17 protein-coding genes are annotated in these 25,739 nt (G+C 72.9%); 8 read left to right on the top strand and 9 right to left on the bottom strand.

Features of this window, described 5'->3' with window-relative positions:
• Positions 1-91 precede the first annotated feature (91 nt).
• Together ACIRFL_RS21415 and metH are read right to left on the bottom strand one after the other, a co-directional pair.
• Complete coding sequence (locus ACIRFL_RS21415; RefSeq protein WP_404030491.1) at positions 92-793, bottom strand: HAD family hydrolase; 702 nt, start codon at positions 791-793, stop codon at positions 92-94.
• A 1,697-nt stretch (positions 794-2,490) separates the two neighbouring features.
• The gene (gene metH, locus ACIRFL_RS21410; protein ID WP_404030490.1) at positions 2,491-6,018 is read right to left on the bottom strand and encodes a methionine synthase; all 3,528 of its coding nucleotides are present in this window, start codon (positions 6,016-6,018) and stop codon (positions 2,491-2,493) included.
• A 298-nt stretch (positions 6,019-6,316) separates the two neighbouring features.
• Between metH and ACIRFL_RS21405 the strand changes: the two genes are divergently transcribed.
• From ACIRFL_RS21405 to ACIRFL_RS21380, 6 genes are all read left to right on the top strand, one after another.
• Positions 6,317-7,081, top strand: coding sequence for an IclR family transcriptional regulator (locus ACIRFL_RS21405; protein WP_404030488.1), 765 nt, complete (start codon positions 6,317-6,319; stop codon positions 7,079-7,081).
• A 409-nt stretch (positions 7,082-7,490) separates the two neighbouring features.
• Positions 7,491-8,294 carry an MIP/aquaporin family protein gene (locus ACIRFL_RS21400; RefSeq protein WP_404030486.1) on the top strand — a complete coding sequence of 268 codons (804 nt, stop codon included), beginning with the start codon at positions 7,491-7,493 and terminating at the stop codon, positions 8,292-8,294.
• 79 nt (positions 8,295-8,373) lie between these two features.
• On the top strand, positions 8,374-9,912 hold the full coding sequence (gene glpK / locus ACIRFL_RS21395; protein ID WP_404030484.1) for a glycerol kinase GlpK: 1,539 nt from the start codon (positions 8,374-8,376) through the stop codon (positions 9,910-9,912).
• Between the two features lie 9 nt (positions 9,913-9,921).
• A complete protein-coding gene (locus ACIRFL_RS21390) occupies positions 9,922-11,544 on the top strand; it encodes an FAD-dependent oxidoreductase (RefSeq protein ID WP_404030482.1) in 1,623 nt (540 codons plus the stop codon).
• Positions 11,545-11,656: 112 nt separating this feature from the next.
• A complete protein-coding gene (locus tag ACIRFL_RS21385) occupies positions 11,657-12,328 on the top strand; it encodes a FadR/GntR family transcriptional regulator (RefSeq protein WP_404030480.1) in 672 nt (223 codons plus the stop codon).
• 370 nt (positions 12,329-12,698) lie between these two features.
• Positions 12,699-13,700, top strand: a complete 1,002-nt coding sequence (locus ACIRFL_RS21380) for a PAC2 family protein (RefSeq protein ID WP_404030479.1) — start codon at positions 12,699-12,701, stop codon at positions 13,698-13,700.
• Between the two features lie 38 nt (positions 13,701-13,738).
• Here the strand turns inward: ACIRFL_RS21380 and ACIRFL_RS21375 are convergent, their stop codons facing one another.
• From ACIRFL_RS21375 to ACIRFL_RS21345, 7 genes are all read right to left on the bottom strand, one after another.
• Complete coding sequence (locus tag ACIRFL_RS21375; RefSeq protein WP_404030477.1) at positions 13,739-14,698, bottom strand: SMP-30/gluconolactonase/LRE family protein; 960 nt, start codon at positions 14,696-14,698, stop codon at positions 13,739-13,741.
• A 784-nt stretch (positions 14,699-15,482) separates the two neighbouring features.
• Positions 15,483-16,712, bottom strand: coding sequence for a cysteine--1-D-myo-inosityl 2-amino-2-deoxy-alpha-D-glucopyranoside ligase (gene mshC / locus ACIRFL_RS21370; protein WP_404030475.1), 1,230 nt, complete (start codon positions 16,710-16,712; stop codon positions 15,483-15,485).
• A 119-nt stretch (positions 16,713-16,831) separates the two neighbouring features.
• Positions 16,832-17,662: an SCO1664 family protein gene (locus tag ACIRFL_RS21365; RefSeq protein WP_404030473.1), complete on the bottom strand. Its 831-nt coding sequence runs from the start codon at positions 17,660-17,662 to the stop codon at positions 16,832-16,834.
• Positions 17,626-18,216, bottom strand: a complete 591-nt coding sequence (locus ACIRFL_RS21360; RefSeq protein ID WP_404030472.1) for a DUF3090 domain-containing protein — start codon at positions 18,214-18,216, stop codon at positions 17,626-17,628. The genes ACIRFL_RS21365 and ACIRFL_RS21360 overlap by 37 nt, the downstream gene beginning before the upstream one ends.
• A gap of 87 nt (positions 18,217-18,303) precedes the next feature.
• Positions 18,304-18,990 (bottom strand): histidine phosphatase family protein, encoded by a 687-nt coding sequence (locus ACIRFL_RS21355; protein WP_404030470.1) that lies wholly within the window; start codon positions 18,988-18,990, stop codon positions 18,304-18,306.
• Between the two features lie 229 nt (positions 18,991-19,219).
• Positions 19,220-20,008, bottom strand: a complete 789-nt coding sequence (locus ACIRFL_RS21350) for a ferritin-like domain-containing protein (protein WP_404030469.1) — start codon at positions 20,006-20,008, stop codon at positions 19,220-19,222.
• A 284-nt stretch (positions 20,009-20,292) separates the two neighbouring features.
• Positions 20,293-21,348, bottom strand: coding sequence for an LLM class F420-dependent oxidoreductase (locus tag ACIRFL_RS21345; protein ID WP_404030468.1), 1,056 nt, complete (start codon positions 21,346-21,348; stop codon positions 20,293-20,295).
• Positions 21,349-22,256: 908 nt separating this feature from the next.
• Between ACIRFL_RS21345 and ACIRFL_RS21340 the strand changes: the two genes are divergently transcribed.
• On the top strand, positions 22,257-23,240 hold the full coding sequence (locus tag ACIRFL_RS21340; protein WP_404030466.1) for an aldo/keto reductase: 984 nt from the start codon (positions 22,257-22,259) through the stop codon (positions 23,238-23,240).
• Positions 23,237-25,492: a helix-hairpin-helix domain-containing protein gene (locus ACIRFL_RS21335; RefSeq protein ID WP_404030464.1), complete on the top strand. Its 2,256-nt coding sequence runs from the start codon at positions 23,237-23,239 to the stop codon at positions 25,490-25,492. Before ACIRFL_RS21340 ends, ACIRFL_RS21335 begins: the two co-directional genes overlap by 4 nt.
• The last annotated feature ends 247 nt before the right edge of the window (positions 25,493-25,739 follow it).

Below are 25,739 nucleotides of genomic sequence, written 5' to 3'. Positions count from 1 at the left end.
CGAGATCCTCGCCAAGGTCCGACTCGTCCAGACCAGCGTGAAGAAACTCGTCAATAACAACTCGAAGTAACTCAATCAGGGTCACGAGACACTAGTGCATATCCGTCATGAGGCCGCGTAGAAAGGCCAGGTCGACCTCTTCGAGGGAGCCGACGACGGTGCGGCGGGCGGCCGGGGCGATGGGCGCGACGGACGGTACGGCGACCACCCGGCAGCCGGCGGCCTCGGCCGCCGCGACGCCGGTCGCGGTGTCCTCGACGACCGCGCATCTGGCCGGGTCCACGCCGAGGCCGGCCGCGGCGAGCAGATACGGGTCGGGGTACGGCTTGGTGCGGGAGACCTCGTCGCCCGCGATGGACAGGCCGAAGTGGTGGGGGCCGAGGGAGACCATGACGCGGTCGATGATGCGGCGGTGGGAGGCGGAGACCAGGGCCGTGGGGATCTCCTGCTCGTACAGCTCGGCGAGCAGCCGGATGGCGCCGGGCATCAGCGGCAGGGTGCGGCCGATGCGGTCCTCGAACCCCTCGTTGAGCAGGACCGACAGCTCGGCGAGGGTGATGTCGGCGCCGGTGGCCTCGATCAGGAAGCCGGCGCTGCGGGTCATCGGGCCGCCGACGACGACGTGGCGCCAGGACTGGTCGAGGGTGTGGCCGAGTGCGGCGAACACCTCGACCTCGACCTCCCACCAGAAGCCTTCGGTGTCCACCAGAGTGCCGTCCATGTCCAGGAGGACGGCCTGCAGGGCCGAGCCTTCCGCCGAACGGGTTCCGAGCGCGGGGACCGTAGCGGTCATCCTGGCGCACCTCCTTGAGGGACGATCAGGCCGGTTCCCATGCGGGGAACCGGCCTGCGGTGGACCGACCAGTGTACGTCCCTCCCACCCAAACCGCGCACCACGACCCGCCCGCCCCCGCTACCCCAGGTAACCCCCACCCACCCCCACCCACCGCCCTTGACCAGCCAAAACCCACCCCCACCACCCACCACGCCGCCACGGGGGGGGCGGGCATGGTGCGCCGGCGCGGGGCGCGGTGGGCGGAGGTGGTGGGCGGCCGAGGGCAGGCGCGGTGGGCAGGCACGGGCGCGGTGGGCAGGCATGGGGGCGGTCGGGGGCGGGCATGGTGGGCAGGCACGGTACGGGGCACGGGCACGGCGGGCGGTCACAGCGAGCGGGGCGGGCACGCGGTACGCGGGTGCAGGCACGGTGGGCGAGGGCGCGCATGGTGTGCGGGCGCGGACACGGTGGGGGGTCACAGCAGGCCGGGGGCACGCGGTACGCGGATGCAGGCAGGGTAGGCGAGGGCGGGCACAGCGGGCGCGGACACGGTGGGGGCACAGCGGGCCAGGGGCACGCGGTACGCGGATGCAGGCAGGGTAGGCGAGGGCGGGCACAGCGGGCGCGGGCACGGTGGGGGGCACAGCGGGCCAGGGTCACGTGGTACGCGAGTGCAGGCACGGTGGGCGAGGGCGGGCACAGCGAGCGGCCATGCACGGGCGTGGTGGGCGGCGTGGACGTAGCTGGCGGGCGCGAGCACAGCCGCCGGGCGGGCGTGGGTGCAGCGGCCGGTTGTGGGAACGGCGGCCAGGCGGGCGCGGGCAGCTGGCGGTCGGGCGCGGACGCAGCGGGGGCGCGCAGGCGCGGATGCAGCGGGTGAGTATGCATGGTCAGCGGCCACGGCACAGCGGCCCGAGTACAGGCGCGCGGGCACAACCGCTGCTGGCAGGTGCGGGCGCGGCGGTGGGTCTGGGCGCCGTGCGGGTGCCGTCGAGCTCCCGGGACAGGGCCGACATACGATGACCTTGAGGGACCCCTCGCAAGGGCCGGCCGGCTTCAGGCGCCCCACATGGCCCCCCGCCGCGCCCCGAAGACGCCCCACAGGGCAAGAAGCCGGCCCCTGTAGGAAGCCAGCCCAGGCAGGAACCCGCCCACGCGGGACGGCCTGACCGAGAAAGCGCCCCACGCCGGAAGCCGGCCCCAAACGGAAAGCCGCCCCACGGGGGAAGAAGCCGACCTCCGAGGGAAGCTGGCCCGCGCAGGAAGCCACCCCCTGTGAAAGCACCCACCCGGAAAGCCAACCCACGCGGGAAGGCGGCCCGCCCCGGGGGACGCCCCCGCGGAGGAACCAGCCCGCGCGGCAAGCCACCCCGCGCAGCGAGGCACCCCCACCCGGAAGCCGCCCCGCGTTGAAAGCCCGTCCCACCCGGGAAGCTGGCCCGCATGGGAAGCCAGCCCGCCCGGAGGCCGCCCCGCGTGGGAAGCCGGCCAGCGTTGAAAGCCCGCCCATCCGGAAAGCCGGCCCACTCGGGAAGCCGGCCCGCCCGGAAGCCGCGCCGCGCGGGAGGGCACCCCCACCCCGGAAGCCGGCCCGCGTTCCCCGGAAGCCGGCCCGCGTTGAAAGCCCGCCCATCCGGAAAGCCGGTCCGGCTCGGGAGGTGCCCCCGTGCTGGGAGCAGCCCGTGTGGGAGCGCGGGCGTGTCCCGGGGCGGGGGTCAGCGGGCGTTGAAGTACTTGGCTTCTGGGTGGTGGATGACGATGGCGTCCGTGGACTGTTCGGGGTGGAGCTGGAACTCCTCCGAGAGGTGGACGCCGATGCGCTCCGGACGCAGCAGTTCGGCGATCTTGGTCCGGTCCTCCAGGTCGGGGCAGGCGCCGTAGCCGAGGGAGAAGCGGGCGCCCCGGTACTTCAGGGCGAACATGTCCTCCATGTCCGCCGGGTCCTCCCCGGCGAAGCCCAGCTCGGAGCGGACCCTGGCGTGCCAGTACTCGGCCAGCGCCTCCGCCAACTGCACGGACAGGCCGTGCAGTTCGAGGTATTCCCGGTAGGAGTCGGCCGCGAAGAGCCGCGCCGTCTCCTCGCCGATCCGCGAGCCGACGGTGACGACCTGGAGGCCGACCACGTCGGTCTCACCCGACTCCTCCGGACGGAAGAAGTCGGCCAGGCACAGCCGGCGGCCACGCCGCTGGCGCGGGAAGGTGAACCGTGTGCGTTCGTTGCCCCGGTCGTCCAGGATGATCAGGTCGTCGTCCTTGGACACGCAGGGGAAGTACCCGTAGACGACGGCGGCTTCGAGCAGGTTCTCCGTCTGGAGCCGGTCAAGGAGGCCCCGCAGCCGCGGCCGGCCCTCGGTCTCCACCAGTTCCTCGTACGAGGGTCCGTCGCCGGTGCGGGCCTGCTTCAGTCCCCACTGCCCCTTGAACAGCGCGCCCTCGTCCAGCCAGCTCGCGTACTCCTTGAGCTGGATGCCCTTGATGACGCGGGTGTCCCAGAACGGCGGCGCGGGCACGGGGTTGTCGGTGGCGACGTCCGAGCGTACGTGGCCCTCCTCGGGCCGTTCCTCGGTCTCGACGGCCGCCACCGGCCGCACCCGGCGCTGCCTCAGCTCCGGCAGCTTCGCCCCGGGCAGGCCCCGCTTCACGCCGACGAGCGCGTCCATCAGGCGCAGGCCCTCGAAGGCGTCGCGGGCGTAGCGGACCTCGCCCTCGTACAGCTCGTGCAGGTCCTGCTCGACGTAGGCCCGGGTCAGGGCGGCGCCGCCGAGGATCACGGGGTAGGTCGCCGCGAGGCCCCGCTGGTTCAGCTCCTCCAGGTTCTCCTTCATGATCACCGTGGACTTGACCAGCAGCCCGGACATGCCGATGACGTCCGCCCGGTGTTCCTCGGCCGCCTCCAGGATGGCCGAGACCGGCTGTTTGATGCCGAGGTTGACGACGTTGTAGCCGTTGTTGGACAGGATGATGTCGACGAGGTTCTTGCCGATGTCGTGCACGTCGCCGCGCACGGTGGCGAGCACGATCGTGCCCTTGCCCAGGTCTTCCTGCCCGTCGGCCACCTTCTCCATGTGCGGTTCGAGGTGGGCGACGGCTGCCTTCATCACCTCGGCGGACTGCAGGACGAACGGCAGCTGCATCTGGCCGGAGCCGAAGAGTTCGCCGACGACCTTCATGCCGTCGAGGAGGGTTTCGTTGACGATGTCGAGGGCCTTGCGGCTGCGCAGGGCCTCGTCGAGATCGGCCTCCAGGCCGTTGCGTTCGCCGTCGATGATGCGCCGCTTCAGGCGCTCCTCCAGCGGCAGGGCGGCCAGTTCCTCGGCCCTGCCGGCCTTCAGTGACTTCGCGGTGGCGCCCTCGAACAGCGCCATCAGCTTCTGCAGCGGGTCGTAGCCCTCCGCGCGGCGGTCGTAGATCAGGTCGAGGGCCGTGCGTACCTGCTCCTCGTCGAAGCGGGCGATCGGCAGGATCTTGGAGGCGTGCACGATGGCCGAGTCCAGGCCGGCCTTCACGCACTCGTCGAGGAAGACCGAGTTGAGCAGGATGCGGGCGGCCGGGTTGAGCCCGAAGGAGATGTTCGACAGGCCCAGCGTGGTCTGCACGGCGGGGTGGCGGCGCTTGAGTTCGCGGATCGCCTCGATGGTGGCGATGCCGTCCTTGCGGGACTCCTCCTGGCCGGTGCAGATGGTGAAGGTCAGGGTGTCGATGAGGATGTCGTCCTCGCGGATGCCCCAGTTCCCGGTCAGGTCGTCGATCAGCCGTTCGGCGATCTCGACCTTCTTCTCCGGGGTGCGGGCCTGGCCCTGCTCGTCGATGGTCAGCGCGATCAGCGCGGCGCCGTGCTCCCGGGCGAGCTGAGTGACCTTCGCGAACCGGGACTCCGGGCCGTCGCCGTCCTCGTAGTTCACGGAGTTGATGACCGCACGGCCGCCCAGTTTCTCCAGGCCGGCCCGGATGACGTCCACCTCGGTGGAGTCGAGCACGATCGGCAGGGTGGACGCGGTGGCGAAGCGGCCGGCGAGTTCGTCCATGTCGGCGACGCCGTCGCGGCCGACGTAGTCCACGCACAGGTCGAGCATGTGCGCGCCCTCGCGGATCTGTTCGCGTGCCATCTCGACGCAGTCGTCCCAGCGGCCCTCCAGCATGGCCTCGCGGAACTTCTTCGAGCCGTTGGCGTTGGTCCGCTCCCCGATCGCCAGGTAGGAGGTGTCCTGGCGGAACGGCACCGACTGGTACAGCGAGGCGGCGCCCGGCTCGGGCCGCGGGCTGCGCTCGGGCGGGGTGAGGCCCTGGACGCGCTCGACGACCTGGCGCAGGTGCTCGGGGGTGGTGCCGCAGCAGCCGCCGACCAGCGAGAGGCCGTATTCGCGGACGAAGGTCTCCTGGGCGTCGGCCAGTTCCGGCGCGGTCAGCGGGTACTCGGCGCCGTCCTTGCCGAGGACCGGCAGGCCCGCGTTCGGCATGCAGGACAGCGGGATACGGGCGTTGCGGGCGAGGTAGCGCAGGTGTTCGCTCATCTCGGCCGGGCCGGTGGCGCAGTTCAGGCCGATCATGTCGATGCCGAGTGGTTCCAGCGCGGTCAGGGCCGCGCCGATCTCGGAGCCGAGCAGCATGGTGCCGGTGGTCTCGACGGTGACGGACACGATGACCGGCAGGTCCAGGCCGAGGGCGGCAAGGCCGCGGCGGGCGCCGAGGACGGCGGCCTTGGTCTGCAGCAGGTCCTGGCTGGTCTCCACCAGCAGCGCGTCGGCACCGCCCGCGACCAGGCCCTCGGCGTTGCGCTGGTAGGCGTCGCGCAGGGTGGTGTAGGCGGCGTGGCCGAGCGTGGGCAGTTTGGTGCCGGGGCCGATGGAGCCGAGGACCCAGCGCTGCCGGCCGTCGCCCGCGGTGAATCCGTCGGCGACCTCGCGGGCCACGCGGGCGCCGGCCTCGGACAGCTCGTACACGCGGTGGGCGATGTCGTACTCGGCCATGGCCGCGTGGTTGGCCCCGAAGGTGTTGGTCTCGACGCAGTCCACGCCCACGGCGAAGTAGGCCTCGTGGACGGAGCGGACGATGTCGGGGCGGGTCAGGTTGAGGATTTCGTTGCAGCCCTCAAGGTTCTCGAAGTCGTCGAGTGTGGGCTCCTGGGCCTGGAGCATGGTGCCCATCGCTCCGTCGGCGACCACCACACGGGTGGCGAGCGCTTCGCGGAGTGCGGACACGCGGGTCCGGCTGTCGGCTGAAGGGGTCGGTGGCGACAAGGCCATGTAGGGGCTCCCTGGAGTGCGACGGCTGTCGGCTATGCGGTCGTCCGGACGGGCCCGGAGCAGGCGCACGGCGCCAGCCTAACCGGGAGTGGGCTTGGATGGGCAGGGCGTCCACGGGACGGACGGGTGGGGCGGACGGGTCCCGCGGGCGTCGGGAGACGTCGGCAGGGGGCGTCACGCAGGGCGACCGACCCGTTGGCGGGAGGTCGGCATGGACCGGTAGTGTTCGACATTGCCGAACGACGGCGGCGGTTGCCGCCGGGGTCGCACAGCCGAAGGGACGGAGGGCGGTACGGCGATGACACGGAACATCCAGTCGCTCGAACGGGCGGCCGCGATGCTGCGGCTGCTGGCGGGCGGCGAGCGACGGCTCGGCCTGTCGGACATCGCCTCCTCGCTGGGCCTCGCGAAGGGCACCGCCCACGGAATCCTGCGCACCCTCCAGCAGGAGGGGTTCGTGGAGCAGGACGAGCCCTCGGGGCGCTACCAGCTCGGCGCCGAGCTGCTGCGCCTGGGCACCACCTACCTCGATGTGCACGAGCTGCGGGCGCGGGCCCTGGTGTGGACGGACGACCTGGCCCGCTCCAGCGGCGAGAGCGCCTACCTGGGCGTCCTGCACCAGCACGGCGTGCTGATCGTGCACCATGTCTTCCGGCCGGACGACAGCCGGCAGGTCCTGGAGATCGGGGCCATGCAGCCGCTGCACTCCACGGCCATGGGCAAGGTGCTGTCGGCCTACGACCCGGTGGCGCACAGCGAGGCGCTGGAGGCCGACCGCAAGGCGTTCACCGATCGCACCGTGTGCGACCCGGAGGGCTTCGAGCAGGTCCTGGACCTCACGCGGGCGCGGGGGTACGCGGCGGACGTGGAGGAGACCTGGCAGGGCGTGGCCTCGGTGGCCGCACCCGTCCACGACCGGCGGCGGATGCCGGTGGGCGCGGTCGGTGTCACCGGCGCGGTGGAGCGGCTGTGCCGGGACGGTGAGCTGCGCCCCGAGCTGATCGCGGCCGTGCGGGACTGTGCCCGCGCGGTGTCGCGCGATCTGGGCGCCGGGCGGTTCTGAACCCCCGTCCCCTGTTTCCTTCGGCCGAGCGCTTCGGCCGATCACTTCGAGGCATCGCTTCGAGGCATCGCTTCGAGGCATCGCTTCGACCGGGGCCGGTTCGCCTGTCGGCGTGCCGGCCTTCGCCGTGTTCCGGGGCCGGTCGCCCGCGGCGATTTCCGGGGACCGGTCACCCGTAGCGATCAACGGCGATCAATAACGATCGGAGTTTCGCATCCAAACACTTGACTCATGCGTAACACCGGAGCAAGACTCCCGTCCAACGGTCGGCATTGTCGAACACTTACCGGCAATACGCGCTAGAGTGTGACAACGCCAAGGGCCGGCATCGCTCTCACCCCGAGGGCACCAGAACCCCCGGAGGGACCCGGGGTTCGGCTTCCCTGGACGAAGGACAAAGGAGTCGCGGGTGTCCAGCTCCGACATCTTCATCGGCGAGACCATCGGTACCGCCATACTCATCCTGCTCGGCGGCGGCGTCTGCGCCGCCGTGACGCTGAAGGCTTCCAAGGCCCGTAACGCCGGCTGGCTCGCCATCGCCTTCGGGTGGGGCTTCGCGGTACTCACGGCGGTCTACACCTCGGCGCCCCTGTCCGGCGCCCACCTCAACCCGGCCGTGACGCTCGCGCTCGCGATCAAGGACGACGACTTCGGCAACCTGCCCGTCTACTGGGGCGGCCAGCTGCTCGGCGCCATGATCGGCGCCGCACTGGTCTGGGTGGCCTACTACGGCCAGTTCCACGCGCACCTCACCGACCGGGAGATCGTCGGCGGTCCGGGCGCCCAGGCCACCACGTCCGCGCGGGTCAAGGCCGTCGAGGCCGAGGAGCCCGCCGCAGGGCCGGTCCTCGGCGTCTTCTCCACCGGCCCGGAGATCCGGCACGCGGTGCAGAACCTCGCCACGGAGATCATCGGCACGCTGGTGCTGGTCCTCGCCATCCTCACCCAGGGCCTGAACGACGAGGGCAACGGCCTCGGCACCCTGGGCGCCCTGATCACTGCGCTGGTGGTCGTCTCCATCGGTCTGTCCCTCGGCGGCCCGACCGGGTACGCGATCAACCCGGCCCGTGACCTCGGCCCGCGTATCGTGCACGCCCTGCTGCCCCTGCCCAACAAGGGCGGCTCCGACTGGAGCTACGCCTGGATTCCGGTGGTCGGTCCACTGATCGGCGGCGCCGTCGCTGCGGGCATCTACAACGTCGCATTTGCTTAGAAGCACCCCCGCTTCCCCCGAGCCGCACAGCAGGCGCCGCCCCGCAAGCCCTCACCCACGGAACCTCCAGGAGCACACAGTGACCGACGCCCACACCGCAGGGCCCTTCATCGCCGCGATCGACCAGGGCACCACCTCCAGCCGCTGCATCGTCTTCGACCGGGACGGCCGCATCGTCTCCGTCGACCAGAAGGAACACGAGCAGATCTTCCCGAAGCCGGGCTGGGTCGAGCACGACGCGAACGAGATCTGGACCAACGTCCAGGAGGTCGTCGCCAAGGCCGTGGAGAAGGCCGGCATCACCCGCGACGACATCAAGGCCATCGGCATCACCAACCAGCGCGAGACCACCGTGCTGTGGGACAAGAACACCGGCCGTCCCGTCCACAACGCCATCGTCTGGCAGGACACCCGCACCGACGCCCTGTGCAAGGAACTCGGGCGCAACGTCGGCCAGGACCGCTTCCGCCGCGAGACCGGTCTGCCGCTGGCCTCCTACTTCGCCGGCCCCAAGGCCCGCTGGCTGCTCGACAACGTCGACGGGCTGCGCGAGCGCGCCGAGGCCGGCGACATCCTCTTCGGCACCATGGACTCCTGGGTCATCTGGAACCTGACCGGCGGCGTCGACGGCGGCCGGCACGTCACGGACGTCACCAACGCCTCCCGCACCCTGCTGATGAACCTGCACACGATGCAGTGGGACGACAAGATCTGCGAGTCCATCGGTGTCCCGCTGCAGATCCTCCCCGAGATCCGTTCGTCCGCCGAGGTCTACGGCGAGGTCACCGGCGGCAAGCTCGGTGAACTGCTCGGCGGCATCCCGGTGGCCTCCGCGCTCGGCGACCAGCAGGCGGCCCTGTTCGGCCAGACCTGTTTCGCCGAGGGCGAGACCAAGTCGACGTACGGCACCGGCACCTTCATGGTGATGAACACCGGTGACAAGATCATCAACTCGTACGCGGGGCTGCTGACCACGGTCGGCTACAAGATCGGCGACCAGCCGACGGTCTACGCCCTGGAGGGCTCGATCGCCGTCACCGGCGCGCTGGTGCAGTGGATGCGCGACCAGATGGGCCTGATCTCCACCGCCGCCGAGATCGAGACGCTCGCGCTGTCGGTCGAGGACAACGGCGGCGCCTACTTCGTGCCGGCGTTCTCCGGTCTGTTCGCCCCGCACTGGCGCTCCGACGCCCGCGGTGTGATCGCCGGCCTGACCCGGTACGTCACCAAGGCGCACCTGGCCCGCGCCGTCCTGGAGGCCACCGCCTGGCAGACGCGGGAGATCGCGGACGCCATGACCAAGGACTCCGGCGTCGAACTGTCCACCCTGAAGGTCGACGGCGGCATGACCGCCAACAACCTGCTCATGCAGAACCTCGCCGACGTCCTGGACGCCCCGGTGGTGCGCCCCATGGTCGCCGAGACGACCTGCCTGGGCGCCGCCTACGCCGCCGGTCTCGCCGTCGGCTTCTGGAACAACACCGACGACCTGCGCGCCAACTGGCGCCGGGCCGCCGAGTGGACGCCCCGCATGGACGCGGAGACCCGCGACCGTGAATACAAGAGCTGGCTCAAGGCCGTCGAGCGGACCATGGGCTGGATCGAGCACGAGGAGTAAGCACCCGACATGACCAGTCAGCCCACCCTGCAGTCCGTGCCCGCTCTGGGGACGCGCCCGGCCTACGGCGCCAACCCGAGCCGCGCCGAGACCCGGGAACAGCTCGCCAGGGCGTCGTACGACCTTCTTGTGATAGGCGGCGGCATCCTCGGCATCTCCACCGCCTGGCACGCCGCGCAGTCCGGTCTCAGGGTGGCTCTGGTCGACGCCGGCGACTTCGCCGGTGCCACCTCGTCCGCCTCGTCCAAGCTGCTCCACGGCGGCCTGCGCTATCTGCAGACCGGCGCGGTCAAGCTGGTCGCGGAGAACCACTTCGAACGGCGCGCGGTCTCCCGCCAGGTGGCCCCCCACCTGGCGAACCCGCTCACCTTCTACCTCCCGGTGTACAAGGGCGGGCCGCACGGCGCGGCAAAGCTCGGGGCGGGCGTCTTCGCGTACTCGGCGCTGTCCGCGTTCGGGGACGGCGTGGGCCATCTGCTCTCCCCTGCGAAGGCAGCGCAGGACGTGCCCGAGCTGCGCACCGAGAACCTGAAGGCCGTGGCCGTGTACGGCGACGACCAGATGAACGACGCGCGCATGGCGCTGATGACGGTCCGCGCGGCCGTCGAGGCGGGCGCCGTCGTCCTCAACCACGCCGAGGTGACCGGGCTGCGCTTCACCCGGGGCCGGGTCACCGGCGCCGAGCTGACGGACCGGCTGTCCGGCGACGAGTTCGGCGTGAACGCCCGGCTGGTGCTCAATGCGACCGGCCCCTGGGTGGACCGGCTGCGCGCGCTGGAGGACCCGAACGCGGCGCCGTCGATCCGGCTGTCGAAGGGCGCGCACCTGGTGCTCAGGCGCACCGCCCCCTGGAAGGCGGCGCTCGCCACCCCGATCGACAAGTACCGCATCACCTTCGCCCTCCCCTGGGAGGACATGCTGCTGCTCGGCACGACCGACGAGGTGTACGAGGGTGACCCGGCGGACGTCGCGGTCACCGACAAGGACATCGCCCAGATACTCGACGAGGCCGCGTTCTCCGTGCGTGACCAGCAGCTCGACCGCGACCTGATCACCTATGCGTTCGCCGGTCTGCGGGTGCTGCCGGGCGGCCCCGGCGACACCGCGAAGGCCAAGCGGGAGACCGTGGTGACGGAGGGCAGGGGCGGCATGCTGTCCGTCGCGGGCGGCAAGTGGACGACCTTCCGGCACATCGGCCGTACGGTCATGAAGAAGCTGGAGTCGCTGCCCGGGCATCCGCTGGGCGACGACTTCGAACCGGTCTCCGCGCTGCCGAGGAAGCTGCCGCTGCCCGGCGTGGCCAATCCCCGTGCGGTGGCCCACCGGCTCCTCGTGGACCGTCCGGCGCCCGGCCCGCGGATGGCCGCCGACACGGCTCGGCACCTGGCCACCCACTACGGTTCGCTGGCCTTCGACATCGCCCGGCTGGCCAACGAGGACCCGCAGCTGGCCGAGCGGGTCCACCCGGACGCGCCGGAGATCTGGGCGCAGGTGGTGTGGGCCCGTGACCACGAGTGGGCCGAGACACCGGAGGACGTGCTGCGGCGCCGGACGACGCTGACGATCCGCGGGCTCGCCACGGACGAGGTACGCGCCGAGGTCGCCGGGGTACTGGCCGAGAAGCGGGCGTAGCCAGGTCTTCCGGCCGTGCTGAGGGCGGTCCCGCTCCGGTGGGGCCGCCCGGAGGCGGTGGGCCCATAATGTGGCTTGAGACATCGGATGTCTGAGCGCAGGGAGGCCCGTCATGGCAGTCACCGATGAGGCGATCGAGAAGATCAAGGACATGATCGTCTCCGGTGCGCTGCGCCCCGGTGACCGGCTGCCCAAGGAGAGCGAGCTGGCAGCGGAACTGGGGCTGTCCCGCAACTCGCTGCGGGAGGCGGTGCGCGCGCTGTCCCTGATCCGGATCCTGGACGTGCGCCAGGGCGACGGCACGTATGTCACCAGCCTCGATCCGCAGCTGCTGCTGGAGGCGATGAGTTTCGTCGTGGACTTCCACCGCGACGACACGGTCCTGGAGTTCCTTGCGGTGCGCCGGATCCTGGAGCCGGCCGCGACGGCGATGGCGGCCCCGCGGATCAGCGAGCGGCAACTTGACGCGCTGTCGGACCAGTTGGACGCGCTGGGCGCGGCGCCCTCGGTGGAGGAACTGGTCGCCTCCGACCTGGAGTTCCACCGCGGCATCGTGCAGAGCTCCGGGAACTCGGTGCTGTGCTCCCTGCTCGACGGGTTGTCCGGGCCGACGACCCGGGCCCGGATCTGGCGCGGGCTCACCCAGGAGGACGCGGTCGCCCGCACGCTGCGTGAGCACCGGGCGATCCTGGCCGCGCTGCGGGACCGGGACGCGGAGGCGGCTCGGTCGTGGGCGACGGTGCATGTCGCCAGCGTGGAGCAGTGGCTACGGTCCACTCTGTGAGTTCGGCCGGGGGGGTCGTGGGGGTGGGGGGCGGCTTGTTGGTGCGGGTTTGTTGGGGTTGCGGGGGCGCCGTGGGGGTGCGGGACGGGTTGTTGGTGCGGGTTCGTTGGGGTGTTTGCGCAGTTCCCCGCGCCCCTTGAGGGGGTGCCGGACGGCTTATAGGTGCGGGTTTGTGGGGGTTTTCGCGCAGTTCCCCGCGCCCCTGGTGCGTCGGTCCCTGCCAGAAAGGACAGCCCGGGGGCGTTGGTGTTCCCTGGTGGTGAACGGGGCAGTGATGCGTTCACTCGGGTGTGCAAGGGGGCTGCGGGGGGTCCCGCTGGACGCCGTAAGGTTGGGACGTACGCGAGGGCACGTCGGAAGGAGGCGCTGGGTGATCGAGCTGGAGGGAGTTCCCGAGCTGATCGACCCAGTGATGGTGGCCGCGTTCGAGGGCTGGAACGATGCCGGCGACGCCGCCTCCACCGCGGTCGCTCATCTTGAGCGGGAGTGGAAGGGCGAGGTGTTCGCGGCGCTGGACGCCGAGGACTACTACGACTTCCAGGTGAACCGCCCCACGGTGTTCATGGACGGCGGCGTACGCAAGATCACCTGGCCGACGACCAGACTCTCGGTGGTCCGGGTCGGCGGCGACAAGCCGCGGGACCTGGTGCTGATCCGCGGCATCGAACCGTCCATGCGGTGGCGCTCGTTCTGCAACGAGCTGCTGGGCTTCGCGCACGAGCTGGGCGTGGAGCTGGTGGTCATCCTGGGGGCGCTGCTCGGCGACACCCCGCACACGCGTCCGGTCCCGGTCAGCGGGGTCACGTCCGACCCGGACCTGGCCGACCGCATGGACCTGGAGGAGACCAAGTACGAGGGCCCCACGGGCATCGTCGGCGTGCTCCAGGAGGCGTGCACGCACGCGGGCGTGCCGGCCGTCAGCCTGTGGGCCGCGGTGCCGCACTATGTGTCGCAGCCGCCCAACCCGAAGGCGACGCTGGCCCTGCTCAACCGCCTGGAGGACCTGCTCGACCTGCGCATTCCGCTGGGCGAGCTGGCGGAGGACGCGCGCGCCTGGCAGGTGGGCGTGGACCAGCTGGCGGCCGAGGACAGCGAGGTCGCCGAGTATGTCCAGACGCTGGAGGAGGCGCGGGACACCGCCGAGCTGCCGGAGGCGTCGGGCGAGGCGATCGCCCGGGAGTTCGAGCGGTATCTGCGGCGCCGGGATGTCAGCCCGCCCGGCGGGCACGCCACGGCGGACGGCGGGGACGGCCCCTCCCCGTCCTCGTACCGGCGGGACAACCCGCCCGGCCGGACCCGGCCGCCGAAGCCGCCTAAGCCCGGCGGTTCCGGTACGCCGGACAGCGACGACGAGGACACCTCGGAGGACTGAGCCGGGGGCGGTGCGCACGGCGCACCGCCCCCGTCGTGTCATGCGTCGACGGCGGTCACGGAGTACGTCGTGTCCGGGGTCGGCGGCGTGGTGAACCGCGCGTTGGGCAGGTAGAGCCGGCCCCGGTGGGCGGCCACGGTGGTCGGCACGTCGAAGCCGGGTGCGGTGATGCGCCGCCGGAAGACGCCGCTGCGGCCGTCGGGGGCGAGCCGGAAGACGTCGATCGCGTTCTGCCGGTTCTGTACGACGTACAGGGTGCGGCCGGTGACCAGCAGGCCGTCGCCGTTGGTGAGGGGTGCCGCGTCCCCGAGGTCCACGGTCCCGGTGATCCCGGTGCGCGGGTCCACCCGGTGCAGCAGGCCAGCCCCGGACTGCACCACGAGCAGCGCGGAGCCGTCCGGGGTGCGGGCGATGCCGTTGGCGTTCACGGCGCCGTCGGGGCTCTGCCGCCAGTCGCCGCCGAGCGGCAGCCGTACGACGTCGGCGGCGTCCGGCAGCGCGCCGTCGCGGCCCAGCGGCAGGGCGTACAGGACGGGCTGGTAGGAGTCGGTGAACCAGGCGGCGCGCGGGGTGAGCAGGACGTCGTTGGCGAAGGTCGGGGTCGTGGTGGCGAGCGGGTACGACGCGAGGGTGGCGCCGCTGCGGGCGTCCACCACGCGGGCGCCGGACTGCCGTCCCGCGATGAACAGCCGTCCGTGTGTGTCGAGTTTGAGGCCGACGGCGGGGGTGCCGGGTCCGGTGGAGACGATCCGGCCCTCGCCCGTGCGCAGGTCGGCGCGGTAGACGGAGCCGTCGGCGAGGGAGCCGAGGTAGGCGTGGGGGCCCGCGCCTATGGTGATGCCCTCCGGCTGCCAACCGTTCGGCAGCCGGAGGGCGGTGGGCCAGGATGCGGCTTCGGCGGGTGCCGCGAGCGCGGCCGCGGCGGTCGTCGCGGCGGCTGCGGTGAGCAGCCGACGCCGGGTCAGAGCTGGTGCGAAGGAGCCGTGTGTGGATGGCACGGGGTGACCTTCCGCGAGGGGACCGGCAGTTGGCCGGCCCAACGGTCAACTGACCCACCCCACCCCATCACAGCAACCGCGCGGTTCCCAGTACGCCCCGACGACCGACGGCGGGACCGAGCGCGGCCTGTGGCCAACGGCGGGGCCGAGTGCGGGCACGTGACCAACAGCGACACCGAGCGCGGGCCCGTGGCCAACGGCGGATCCCAGTGCGCGCCCGTGACCGACGGCGGGGCCGAGCGCGGGCCCGCGACCAACAGCGGGCCCGAATGCACACCCGTGACCGACAGCGGGGCCAAACGCGGGCCCGCGACCAACAGCGGACCCCAGTGCACGCCCGTTGCCAACAGCGGGTCCGAGGCTCCCGGCACCGCCGACGGCCCCCGCGCACGGGCCCACGACCGCCATGCCACCGGCCCCGCCCCGAACACGCCCCTACGCCTCACCCGGCCACGCCCCGGGTCACACCCTCCTGCACCCACCCGGCTCCCCCAGCCAAGCCGGGCCCGCACAGCGCCCCACGCCCGACGCACCGCCGGGCCACACACGGCCCGCGCGCCGGCCCGCGACCGACGGGCCCACCCGGGCCAGGCCCGTCCTTGCCCGGTCGACCAGTCACATCCGGCCCTGGACCGCGGCCGACGGACTGCCGGGCCCGCAACCGACGTACCGCCGGGCCGCACCCGATCCGTGCGCCGGCCCGCAGCCGACCTAGTACCGGACCCGTTCCCGGGCTCCGCCGGGCCCGCGGGCCGCGGGCCGCGGGCTTATTGGGGCGGTGGGGTCACAGGGCGACGCCCAGTAGGGCGTCTACCGTGCGTGAGACGATGCCCGGGGCGCCCGGGTCCGTGCCGCCGTGTTCCTGCTGCTCGGCGGCCCACCGGTCGACGGCGGCCAGCGCGGCCGGGGCGTCGAGGTCGTGCGCCAGCGCCTCGCGGATCTCCTCGACCAGCGCCTCGGCGGGCGGCCCGTCGGGCCGGGAGACCGCGGCGCGCCAGCGGCCGAGCCGGGCCACCGCGTCCGCCAGCACCCCGTCGGTCCACTCCCAGTCGGACCGGTAGTGGTGGGCGAGGAGGGCGAGCCGGATGGCGGCGGGGTCGACGCCGTCGCGGCGCAGCCGGGAGACGAAGACGAGGTTGCCCTTGGACTTCGACATCTTCTCGCCGTCCAGGGCGACCATGCCGGCGTGGACGTACGCCTTGGCCATGGGGAACTCGCCGGTCAGCACCTGGGCGTGCGAGGCGCCCATCTCGTGGTGCGGGAAGGCGAGGTCGGAGCCGCCGCCCTGGACGTCGAAGCCCATGCCGAGGTGGTCCAGGGCGATGGCGACGCACTCGATGTGCCAGCCGGGGCGGCCGTGGCCCAGTGAGCCGCCGTCCCAGCGGGGTTCGCCGTCGCGTGCGGCCATCCACAGCATCGGGTCGACCGGGTTCTTCTTGCCCGGGCGGTCCGGGTCGCCGCCGCGCTCGGCGGACAGCAGCCGCATGGCGGCGGCGTCGAGGTGCGAGACGCTGCCGAAGCGCGGGTCGGACTCCACGGAGAAGTAGATGTCGCCTTCGAGTTCGTAGGCCGCGCCCAGGTCCCGCAGCCGCTCGATGAGCGGCACGATGCCCGGTATGGCCTCGACGGCGCCGATGTAGTGCTCGGGGGGCAGCATCCGCAGCGCGGTCATGTCCTCGCGGAACAGGGCGGTCTCCTGCTCGGCGAGGGCGACCCAGTCGACGCCGTCGCGCTGGGCGCGTTCCAGCAGCGGGTCGTCGACGTCGGTGACGTTCTGGACGTAGTGCACCTGGCGCTTCGTGTCGAGCCACACGCGCTGGACGAGGTCGAACGCGTTGTAGGTCGCCGCGTGACCCATGTGGGTCGCGTCGTACGGCGTGATGCCGCAGACGTAGATACGGGCGACGGGACCGGGGACGAGAGTGACCAGGCCGCCGGTCGCGGTGTCGTGGATCCTCAGGTCGCGGCCCTCACCGGGCAGGGCGGGGACGTCGGAAGCGGGCCAGGCATGCATGTACATGAGACTAACCGGCGGCGAGTTCGGCCCACGAACCGGACCAGGCCGGATGGCCGGAAAGGCGATCTTGCGGACGGTCCGCCGATGTGCTGCGCCGCCCGCCGGACTCGGTCCGCTCAGACGGGCGGCCAGGGAATGGCGGGCCATTCACCGCTCGGCTCCGGATGGGTCCCGGACGTCAGCAACGCCTCGACACGCGCGTGTGTGGCCGCCAGCTCCGCCGCCGTGATCAGCCCCGCCAGCCGGCCGGCCAGTGCGCCGCCGTCGCCCAGGGCGTCGCGCAGGCCCTTGAGGACGTCGACCGCCTCGGGGGTGAGCGGTTCGCCCGCCCAGCCCCACAGCAGCGTGCGCAGCTTGTTCTCGGCGTTGAAGGTGACCCCGTGGTCGATGCCGTACAGCCGGCCGTCGGCGGTCGGCAGCAGATGGCCGCCCTTGCGGTCGGCGTTGTTGATCACCGCGTCGAGGACGGCGAGCCGGCGCAGCCGCTCGTCGTCGGCGTGCACGAGCAGCGCCGTGCGGCCCTCGCCGACCTCGGCGAGACCGATCGCCTTCCAGCCCGGTTCGGGTTCCTCACCGTCGACCAGGGCGAGCAGTTCGGCGTCCGGGACCGCCTCGATCCACAGCTGGCACATGCCCTCGCCGTAGGGTCCCTCCCGCAGCACCGTGGGCGGCACCAGGCCCCAGCCGGTGGCCTCGGAGACCTCGTACGCGGCCACCTCACGCTCGGCGAGGGTGCCGTCGGGGAAGTCCCACAGGGGGCGCTCCCCGGCGACCGGCTTGTAGACGCAGGGCGCCTCCTGCCCGTCGTGGACGACCGTGCAGAACAGTGCGGCGTTGGACGCGTCGCGGATGCGGCCGCGTACCTTCAGCTCGCCCCTGGCCAGCAGCTCGGCGGGGGCGGTGGCGGGCGTCACGCTCCGCGGCGGTATCCGTTCTGGCGCGGACATACGTGTCCTTCCGGATCGAGCGGCAGGCTGCACAGCGGGCACGGCGGCCTTCCGGCGTTGACGACGTCGAGGGCGCGCTTGGCGAAAGCCCTGGCCTGCGCGCCGGTGAGCCGGACCCGCAGCATCGGGGGCCCGTTCTCCTCGTCCTGGAGCAGCCGTTCCTCGGCCTCGGCGAGGTCCTCGTCGGAGTCGGCGTCCAGTTCCACCAGCGCCTGGGCCTCGACGATCATGCGCTGTTCGTCGCCGTCCCAGGCCAGGGCCATGGTGCCGACGCGGAACTCCTCGTCGATGGGGGTGTCGAGCGGGGCGCTGTCCGTGATCTCGTTCGGGGCGACCGCGGGCACCGGCGCGCTGCCGCCGCTACGGCGTACCACCTCGTCGAGCAGTTCGTCCATGCGCTCCGCGAGCGCGGCCACCTGGGTCTTCTCCAGGGCCACGCTGGTCACCCGGGGGCCGGCGGAGGCCTGGAGGAAGAACGTACGGCGCCCGGGCAGCCCGACCGTGCCGGCCACGAAGCGGTCCGGGGGGTCGTAGAGGAACACCTGACGGGACACGTCCTGTCTCCATTGGAATCGAGAATGCGTGAAGGTCCATGCGTGAACGCGATGATGTCAACCGCTTCACCCTACTGCGGCCGACGATCACGGTGCGCCCGCACCGCCTCCGACCGGAGCGTCTTCACCGGGCGGTTCCTCGCGGGGCACAAGGGAGGCGAAATCCCCGGTGTCACCGAGGCGAACGAGGAACGGCCGCAGCCGCGTGTACCGGATCGCGGTGACGGAGCAGGGTTCGACGGAGATCCGCTGGAACAGGTCGAGGTGCAGGCCGAGCGCGTCGGCGACGAGGGACTTGATGACGTCGCCGTGCGAGCACATCAGGTACACGGCGTCCGGGCCGTGGTCGCGTTCCACGCGCGCGTTCCACTCGCGCACGGCCTCCGCGGCGCGGGTCTGCATGGCCCGCATGGACTCGCCTCCGGGGAACGCGGCGGCCGACGGGTGCGCCTGTACGACCTGCATCAGCGGCTCGTCGTTCAGCTCGGCGAGTTTGCGTCCGGTCCAGTCGCCGTAGTGGCACTCACCGATCCGGTCGTCGGTGTGGGCGGTCAGCCCCGGCCGGGACTCCAGGAGTGGCCGGATCGTCTCCTGGCAGCGTTGCAGGGGGCTGGTGACCGCTTCGGCGAGGGGCAGCGCGGCGAGCCGTCCGGGCAGTGCGGCGGCCTGCGCGGCGCCGCGCTCGTCCAGGGCGACGCCGGGCGTCCAGCCGGCCAGCTCGCCCGCGGTGTTGGCGGTGGAACGTCCGTGCCTTACGAGGATCAGCGTGGGCATGCGGCCCAGGGTAAGCGCCCGTCCGAGGTGCCCGGGGGTGCCGGTGCCGTCAAGTGCGGCGTGACGGGCCGGTCCTCCCGTGTTCCTCGCCCCGGTCACCGCGGAGTCCGGGGCCGGGTCCGCCGGCCGACAGTGAGCCGGGCGACACCCTGAACCGGCGTCAGCGACCCGGTCCGGGGACCTCGATGGCCGCCTCGGGCGCGTGGCCGGGTCCGCAGGACGTTCGGCGTCAGGCGAACTCGGGTGCGGTGGGCGCGGGGCCGCCCAGGGCGTTGCGGCGCTCGGGCATCCGCAGGGACACCATGCGCCGCCAGCCCGCCGCCCGCTCGTACCCGTACACGGCGTGGATGCCGGCCGCGAGCAGCGCGGACTTGGCCTTCGGCCAGCCGAGGATGCGGCCCATGTGGGCCATGACGGCGAGGCTGACGTCCCGGTAGATCCGGATCTCGGCCAGGGCGCACTCGCGCAGGGCGCGCCGGATGGCGGGGCCGTGGCCGGCCTGCGCGAGGCGCAGCAGTTCCTCGTGGCAGTAGGCGAGGTGGTTGTCCTCGTCGTGGGAGATCATCTTCACGGCGCGGCCGAGGTCCGGGTGGTCGCCGAAGTGCTTGCGCAGCATCGTCATCTGCTCGCAGGCCCGCTGCTCGGTGACCCGGCTGTGGGCGAGGTAGACGATGAGGTCCTGGACCGTCAGCGGCTCCTCGGCGTTGAGCTTGTCGTGGGCGAGTCCGATGCCGTGGCGTTCCAGGAGCATGGTGTAGTCCGTCTCCGGCGGGACCGGGGCGGGCCGCAGACCGCGCTTGTTCATCAGTGCGTTGAAGATGCGTCCGTGCTTGTCCTCGTCGGCGCCGTGGCGGGTGATCTTGGGGGCGAGTGCGCGTTCGTCCGGTGGCACGCGTGCGGCGATCCGCGCGTTCTCCCAGCCGCCCTGCGATTCCCCGCTGGCCGCGATGGAGCAGAAGAGCCGGAAGGACTCGTCGTTGTCGAGGATCTCCTGGAACAGACTCTTGGCCGAAAGCATCGTGGGCACCTTCCTGCGGGATGCGCGCGTTCCGCTGGGCTCCGCCGGTTTCCATGGGATTCCGCACCGTGGGATTCCGCAAAGAACGAGTCAAATGCCGCACAGAAGGTGCCGCAACAGGTATGTCGGACAACTCCGCCGAACGGATGAGCAGTCGGGGCGTGGCGCTGGCGTAACCGTGCGGGCGCGGGCGCGTTGTTCCCCCTGACGGCCGTGGCGGGGAAGACCCCCGAGCCCCCACCACGGCCGTGAGAACACCCTCTGCGGGCGCCGCGGGCCCCGCCTCAGGCGAGGCCCGCGCGGTCCAGGGCCTCGGTGCCCGCCCGCAGGGAGGCGATCCGCTCGTCGAGCGTGAAGCCCGCGGGGGCGAGGGTGAGGGTGGTGACCCCGGCCGCGGCATATGCGTTCATGCGGTCGGCGATGCGGTCGACGGAGCCGAGCAGGGTGGTCCGGTCGATCAGGTCCTGCGGTACGGCGGCCGCGGCGCCCTGCTTGTCGCCCGAGAGGTACTTGTCCTGGATCTCGGCGGCTTCCTTCTCGTAGCCCATGCGCTGGGCGAGCTGGTTGTAGAAGTTCTGCTTGCGGCTGCCCATGCCGCCGACGTACAGGGCGGTGTAGGGGCGGAAGGTGTCGGCGAGCCGGGACACGTCCTTGTCGTCGCCGACGGCGAGCGGCAGGGTCGGGCAGACGTCGAACCCGTCGAGGCCCTTGCCCGCCTTCTCGCGCCCGGCGCGCAGATACTTGACGGCCGTCTCCTCCAGGTGGTCGGCCGAGGGGAAGATGAGCAGCGCCCCGTCGGCGATCTCCCCGGTCTGCTCCAGGTTCCTGGGCCCGATGGCGGCGATGTAGAGCGGGATGTGCTCGCGCTGCGGGTGCACGGTCAGCTTGATCGGCTTGCCGGGGCCGCCGGGCAGCGGCAGCGTCCAGTGCTCGCCCTCGTACGACAGGCGTTCGCGGGTCATGGCCCGGCGGACGATCTCGACGTACTCGCGGGTGCGGGAGAGGGGCTTGTCGAACGTGACCCCGTACCAGCCCTCGGAGACCTGGGGGCCCGAGACGCCGAGGCCGAGCCGGAAGCGGCCACCGGACAGCGAGTCGAGGGTCGCGGCGGTCATCGCGGTCATCGCGGGCTGGCGGGCCGGGATCTGGAAGATGGCCGAGCCGACGTCGATACGCTCCGTGTGCGCGGCGACCCAGGTCAGCACGGTGGCCGCGTCCGATCCGTACGCCTCGGCCGCCCAGCACACGGCGTACCCCAGCCGCTCGGCCTCCTTGGCCACGGCCAGATTGTCCGCGTCCATTCCGGCGCCCCAGTACCCGAGGTTGATCCCGAGCTGCATGACCGATTCCCCTTACCCGCGAGTAACGTCCCTGACAGCCAGACCCTAGCGCGCCCCACCCCCACACGACAGCCACGGCCCACTCCGTGCGTGAACGGGGGCGCCCACGCGAGGGTCGGAGGGCACTTCGCGCGGCGGCGGCCGGCGCCCACGCGGGCCGGCGAAGCAGTCCGTGCGGCAGCGGTCGGCGCCCACACGGGGATCGGAGGGCACTTCGCGCGGCAGCGGCCAGCGCCCACGCAAGGATCGACGGACACTTCGCGCGGCAGCGGCCGGCGCCCGCTCGGAGGGCGGAGGGCTGGACGGAGGGCGGAGGGCTGGACGGGGCCGAGGCGTCGCGTCGCGTGGGCCGGGGTGGTGAGACGCGGGACCGGACGGGCCGACGGAACGCGTTGCCTGGGCCGGGGTGAGGAGCGTGGACGGAGAGGGTTCGGCCGCGGATCGCGTCGCGTGGACCGAGGTGGAGGAACACGCCGCACCACGGGCACGGCCGGCGGCCCGCCCCTGCCTCACCCCACCGCCCTGTCGAACCGGATGAGCAGGCGAGGCCCCGCGACCGGCGTCGGGCCGCGCCCTGGGCAAGGTGCTCGCCGGTCTCGGCACGGGGCCGGAGACCAAGACGTGGAGTCGGAGACCGCGCCCCGGATTCGGAAGCCGCAACGCAGACTCAGGGACCGCCCCCCGTCATGTTTTCCGCGGTCCTGCAAGAGGACCGCCGGCCTCCGGGCCCGGCATCACTGTTCCCCCCTGTCGAAGGACTGGGGTGCACGTGGCACCGGTTCCGGTGCTGCCGTCCGGCCCGGCTGCGGCCCCGGTGCGGCGCGCGGTCGCGGGGGGGCGGGTGGTGGGGGGAATCGGTTGTCCACAGGTGCCCACGGGGGCAGTTCCGGCCAGTAGGGTCGACGGACATGGAGCAGAGGCATCTCGGCCGTACCGGCCTGCGCGTGTCCCGGATCGGGCTCGGCACCCTCACCTGGGGCCGGGACACCGACGAGCACGACGCCGCGGACATGCTGAAGGCGTTCTGGGAGGCAGGCGGGACCCTCGTCGACACCGCGGACGTGTACGGCGCGGGTGAGGCCGAGTATCTGCTCGGACAGCTAATAGAAGGGCTCGTGCCGCGCCGGGACCTGGTCATCTCGACGAAGGCGGGGAGCGTACCGGACCCGGACCGCCGTTTCGACGGCTCGCGTGGCCATCTGCTGGCCGCGCTCGACGCCTCCCTCGCCCGCCTCGGCACGGACTACGTCGATGTCTGGCACATCCACGCCTTCGATCCGGGCACCCCGCTGGAGGAGACCCTTCAGGCCCTCGACCTGGCCGTCAGCAGCGGTCGCGCGCGCTACGCCGGGGTCTCCAACTTCTGCGGCTGGCAGCTCGCCAAGGCCGCCACCTGGCAGCTGTCCCAGCCGGGCACCCGCACCAGGCTGGCGAGCACGCAGATGGAGTACTCGCTGCTCCAGCGCGGCGTGGAGCGCGAAGTGCTGCCCGCCGCCCTCGACCTGGGCGTCGGCCTGCTGCCCTCGTCGCCGCTCGGCCGCGGCGTCCTGACCGGCAAGTACCGCAACGCGACCCCGTCGGACTCGCGCGGCGCCTCCGAGCACCTGGCGCCGTTCGTCGCGCCGTACCTGGACGACACCGCGAGCCGGATCGTGGACGCCGTGGCGACGGCGGCGGACGGGCTCGCGGTGACTCCGCTCCAGGTAGCCCTCGCCTGGGTGCGCGACCGCCCCGGCGTGGCCGCCCCGATCATCGGCCCGCGCAACGCGCAGCAGCTCACGGCGGCGTTGTCAGTGGAGGCGCTTAGTCTTCCTGACGAGATCTGCCGAGCGCTGGACGACGTGTCGGCGCCCCTGCACCGCTATCCCGATCACGACTGGAGCACGCTGTGAGCACGGACCCGGAGACCACGGAGGAGGCCCGGCCGGGGACCCCGGAGGCCACGGACCCGGCAGCCGCGGACGCCATGGAACCCGCGGACGCGGGGAGGAACGCGGGTGAGGACGGCGCCGAGCCGTCCGGCACCCCGGCGGGCGAGGGCGGCACCGAGGCCGCCGCCCAGCTGTCCGAGGCGGAGGCGGAGCTGGCCGCCCAGCGCGTCGAGCGGGAGCGGATCGAGCGGCGCAAGGCCGACAGGAAGGGGCCGATCGAGAGCGGCGCCAAGCTCAGCGGCACGGCGGCCGATCTGCTCGCGGCCGTACGGGCCGTGGAGAGCGGCGAACGGCCGGCCACCGAGGTCTTCGAAACGGCGCCCGCCCCGCGCAGGCCGGCCGCCGCTCCGGAGCCCGTGCGTCGGCCGCAGCCCACCCCCGTCGCCGAACCCGGCGCACCCGCACCGGCGGCGGTCGACGCGGTGCGCGCGGTACTGAGCGACGGCGGCGCCCCCGAAAGCCTCGCCTCCCAGGTGGCCGTGGCGCTCGGCGAGGGCGCGGACGCCCGGCTGCGGTCGGATCCCTGGCTGTTGCTGCGGGTCGGCGGCGTACGGCCGGAGCAGGCCGACGGCTTCGCGCGGGCGCTGCTCGGCGCCGAGTGCGGCCCGGACGACGTACGGCGCGGCCGGGCGGTGACCGGCTGGCTGCTGGAGCAGGCGGCGCTGGCCGGGCACACCGCTCTGGAGATGCCCGCGCTGCTCGCCGCGCTGGCCCAGCGGGGCGTGCCGGATCCGGACGCGGCCGTGCAGGGCACGCTCGCGGAGGGCGAGGCCCTGGTCTTCCAGGACGCCTTGGAGGAGCCGGGCGCCCCGGCCCGGCCGCACCCGGCGGAGGCCGCCGGGGACTCCGGGGACACCGCGGCCGACGGCGACGGCGAGGACGGCGAGGAGGAGCGGCCCGTCCGGGTCCTCGTCGGCCTTGAGCGGTACGCGCTCGCCGAGGAGAGCCTTGCCGACGGCCTGGCCCGCCTGGTCAACTCCGTGCCGAAGCAGGACGGCCCGGCCGAGGCCTGGCAGCGCGCGGCCACGACCGCGGGGGGCTCGGCGGGCGAGCTGATCGCGGCGGTCGCGGGGCACGGGCTGGTGCTGCACACGGGCGGCCACGCCTCCCTCGTCGACCCGGCGCGCCTGCTGCACGAGGCACCGGTGCTGGGCCTGCGGGCCTGGGCCGCCGCACACACGGCCGGCGGCCGTGACGAGTGCGCGGCGCTGCTCACCGGCCTCGACGGCCCGGACGCAGCGGCGGACCGGGCCGGCCGCGGGACCGCGACCGTGGCGGGGCTGCTGGCGGGCACCGAGGGGCCGGGCCGGGACCCGGAAGGTGCCCTGGACCTCGACCTGCTGATCGTGCTCGACGCGCCCCAGCTCGATGTGGAGACCGCTGCCCTGCTCGTGGAGTCGCTGCCGGACGGGGCGCGGCTGGTGCTGTCCGGTGACCCCGCGGTCCTGTGGTCGGCCGGGCCCGGGCGGGTCTTCGCCGATCTGCTCGCGACCCGGGCGTGCCCGCGGATCGCCTCGCGGGTGCCCGACCCGGGACCGCTCGGCGAACTCGTCTCCGGTATCGGCGTCGGCGAACTGAACCAGGTCGAGGCTCCCGGCAAGGAGGTCGTGATCGTGCCCGTGCGGGACGCGGCCGAGGCCGTGCACCGCACCGTGCAACTGGTCGCGGACTCGGTGCCGCGGGCCATCGGCGTCCCGGCCGAGCAGACCGTGGTGATCACACCGGGGCACGGCGGGGCGGCCGGCACCCGTGCCCTCAACGCGGCGCTCAAGGAACGGCTCAACCCGGGGCCCGGCCGCTTCGGCGGCTTCGACCCCGGCGACCGGATCGCCTACTCCCCCGCTCCCGGCCGTATGCTCCCCGGCCGGGTCGTGCAGGCCGACGCCGACGGACTGCACCTGTCCTGCGCGGACGGGCCGGTCGTGGTGGCGCGGGAGCAGGTGGAGCGGTCCGTGCGGCACGGGTGGGCGCTGACCGCGCACCAGGCGGCGGGCGCCCGCTGGCCCGCGGTGGTCGTGGTGCTGCCCGGCGATGCCGCGCAGGCGCTCAGCAGGCCGTGGGTGTACACGGCGTTCGGCCGTGCCGATCGCCATCTGTCCGTGGTGCACGGCGTGGAGCAGGCGCTGCCCAGAGCGGTCGCCGAGATCCCCGCCAAGCCCCGGAGCACCCGGTTGCCGGCCCTGCTGCGCGCCCAGCTCCCGCCGGCCGGCTGACCCACCCGGCCGCGGGGGCGGGTCGACGGCGGTCACGACCGACGGACACCACCGTGTCCGGTCGCACGGGCGGCGGCGTCGCGGGCCGCCTTCGTGCCGGTGCCGCCGTGGTGCCCGTGCCGCCGTCGGGTGACCCACGGCGGCGAAACACGGCCACGGGCCAACCACTGCGCCGCACGCGACACAACGGCGGACGAGGCACGGCGGCGCGCCGAAAACAGCGGCCGGCCAAGTACGGCCGCGAGCC

This window comes from Streptomyces sp. NPDC102462 (assembly GCF_044765425.1).
Classification (GTDB): domain Bacteria; phylum Actinomycetota; class Actinomycetes; order Streptomycetales; family Streptomycetaceae; genus Streptomyces.
Note: the sequence above shows the minus strand (reverse complement) of the source record. Positions and strands in the feature narration are given on the sequence as shown.

Bases quoted from the DNA above. Each gene is read 5' to 3' on its own strand.
- ACIRFL_RS21350 (WP_404030469.1), bottom strand. From the start codon at position 20,008: ATGCTTTCGGCCAAGAGTCTGTTCCAGGAGATCCTCGACAACGACGAG.
- ACIRFL_RS21415 (WP_404030491.1), bottom strand. From the start codon at position 793: ATGACCGCTACGGTCCCCGCGCTCGGAACCCGTTCGGCGGAAGGCTCG.
- ACIRFL_RS21365 (WP_404030473.1), bottom strand. From the start codon at position 17,662: ATGTCCGCGCCAGAACGGATACCGCCGCGGAGCGTGACGCCCGCCACC.
- ACIRFL_RS21390 (WP_404030482.1), top strand. From the start codon at position 9,922: ATGACCAGTCAGCCCACCCTGCAGTCCGTGCCCGCTCTGGGGACGCGC.
- ACIRFL_RS21340 (WP_404030466.1), top strand. From the start codon at position 22,257: ATGGAGCAGAGGCATCTCGGCCGTACCGGCCTGCGCGTGTCCCGGATC.
- ACIRFL_RS21385 (WP_404030480.1), top strand. From the start codon at position 11,657: ATGGCAGTCACCGATGAGGCGATCGAGAAGATCAAGGACATGATCGTC.
- ACIRFL_RS21345 (WP_404030468.1), bottom strand. From the start codon at position 21,348: ATGCAGCTCGGGATCAACCTCGGGTACTGGGGCGCCGGAATGGACGCG.
- ACIRFL_RS21355 (WP_404030470.1), bottom strand. From the start codon at position 18,990: ATGCCCACGCTGATCCTCGTAAGGCACGGACGTTCCACCGCCAACACC.
- mshC (WP_404030475.1), bottom strand. From the start codon at position 16,712: ATGCATGCCTGGCCCGCTTCCGACGTCCCCGCCCTGCCCGGTGAGGGC.
- metH (WP_404030490.1), bottom strand. From the start codon at position 6,018: ATGGCCTTGTCGCCACCGACCCCTTCAGCCGACAGCCGGACCCGCGTG.
- ACIRFL_RS21405 (WP_404030488.1), top strand. From the start codon at position 6,317: ATGACACGGAACATCCAGTCGCTCGAACGGGCGGCCGCGATGCTGCGG.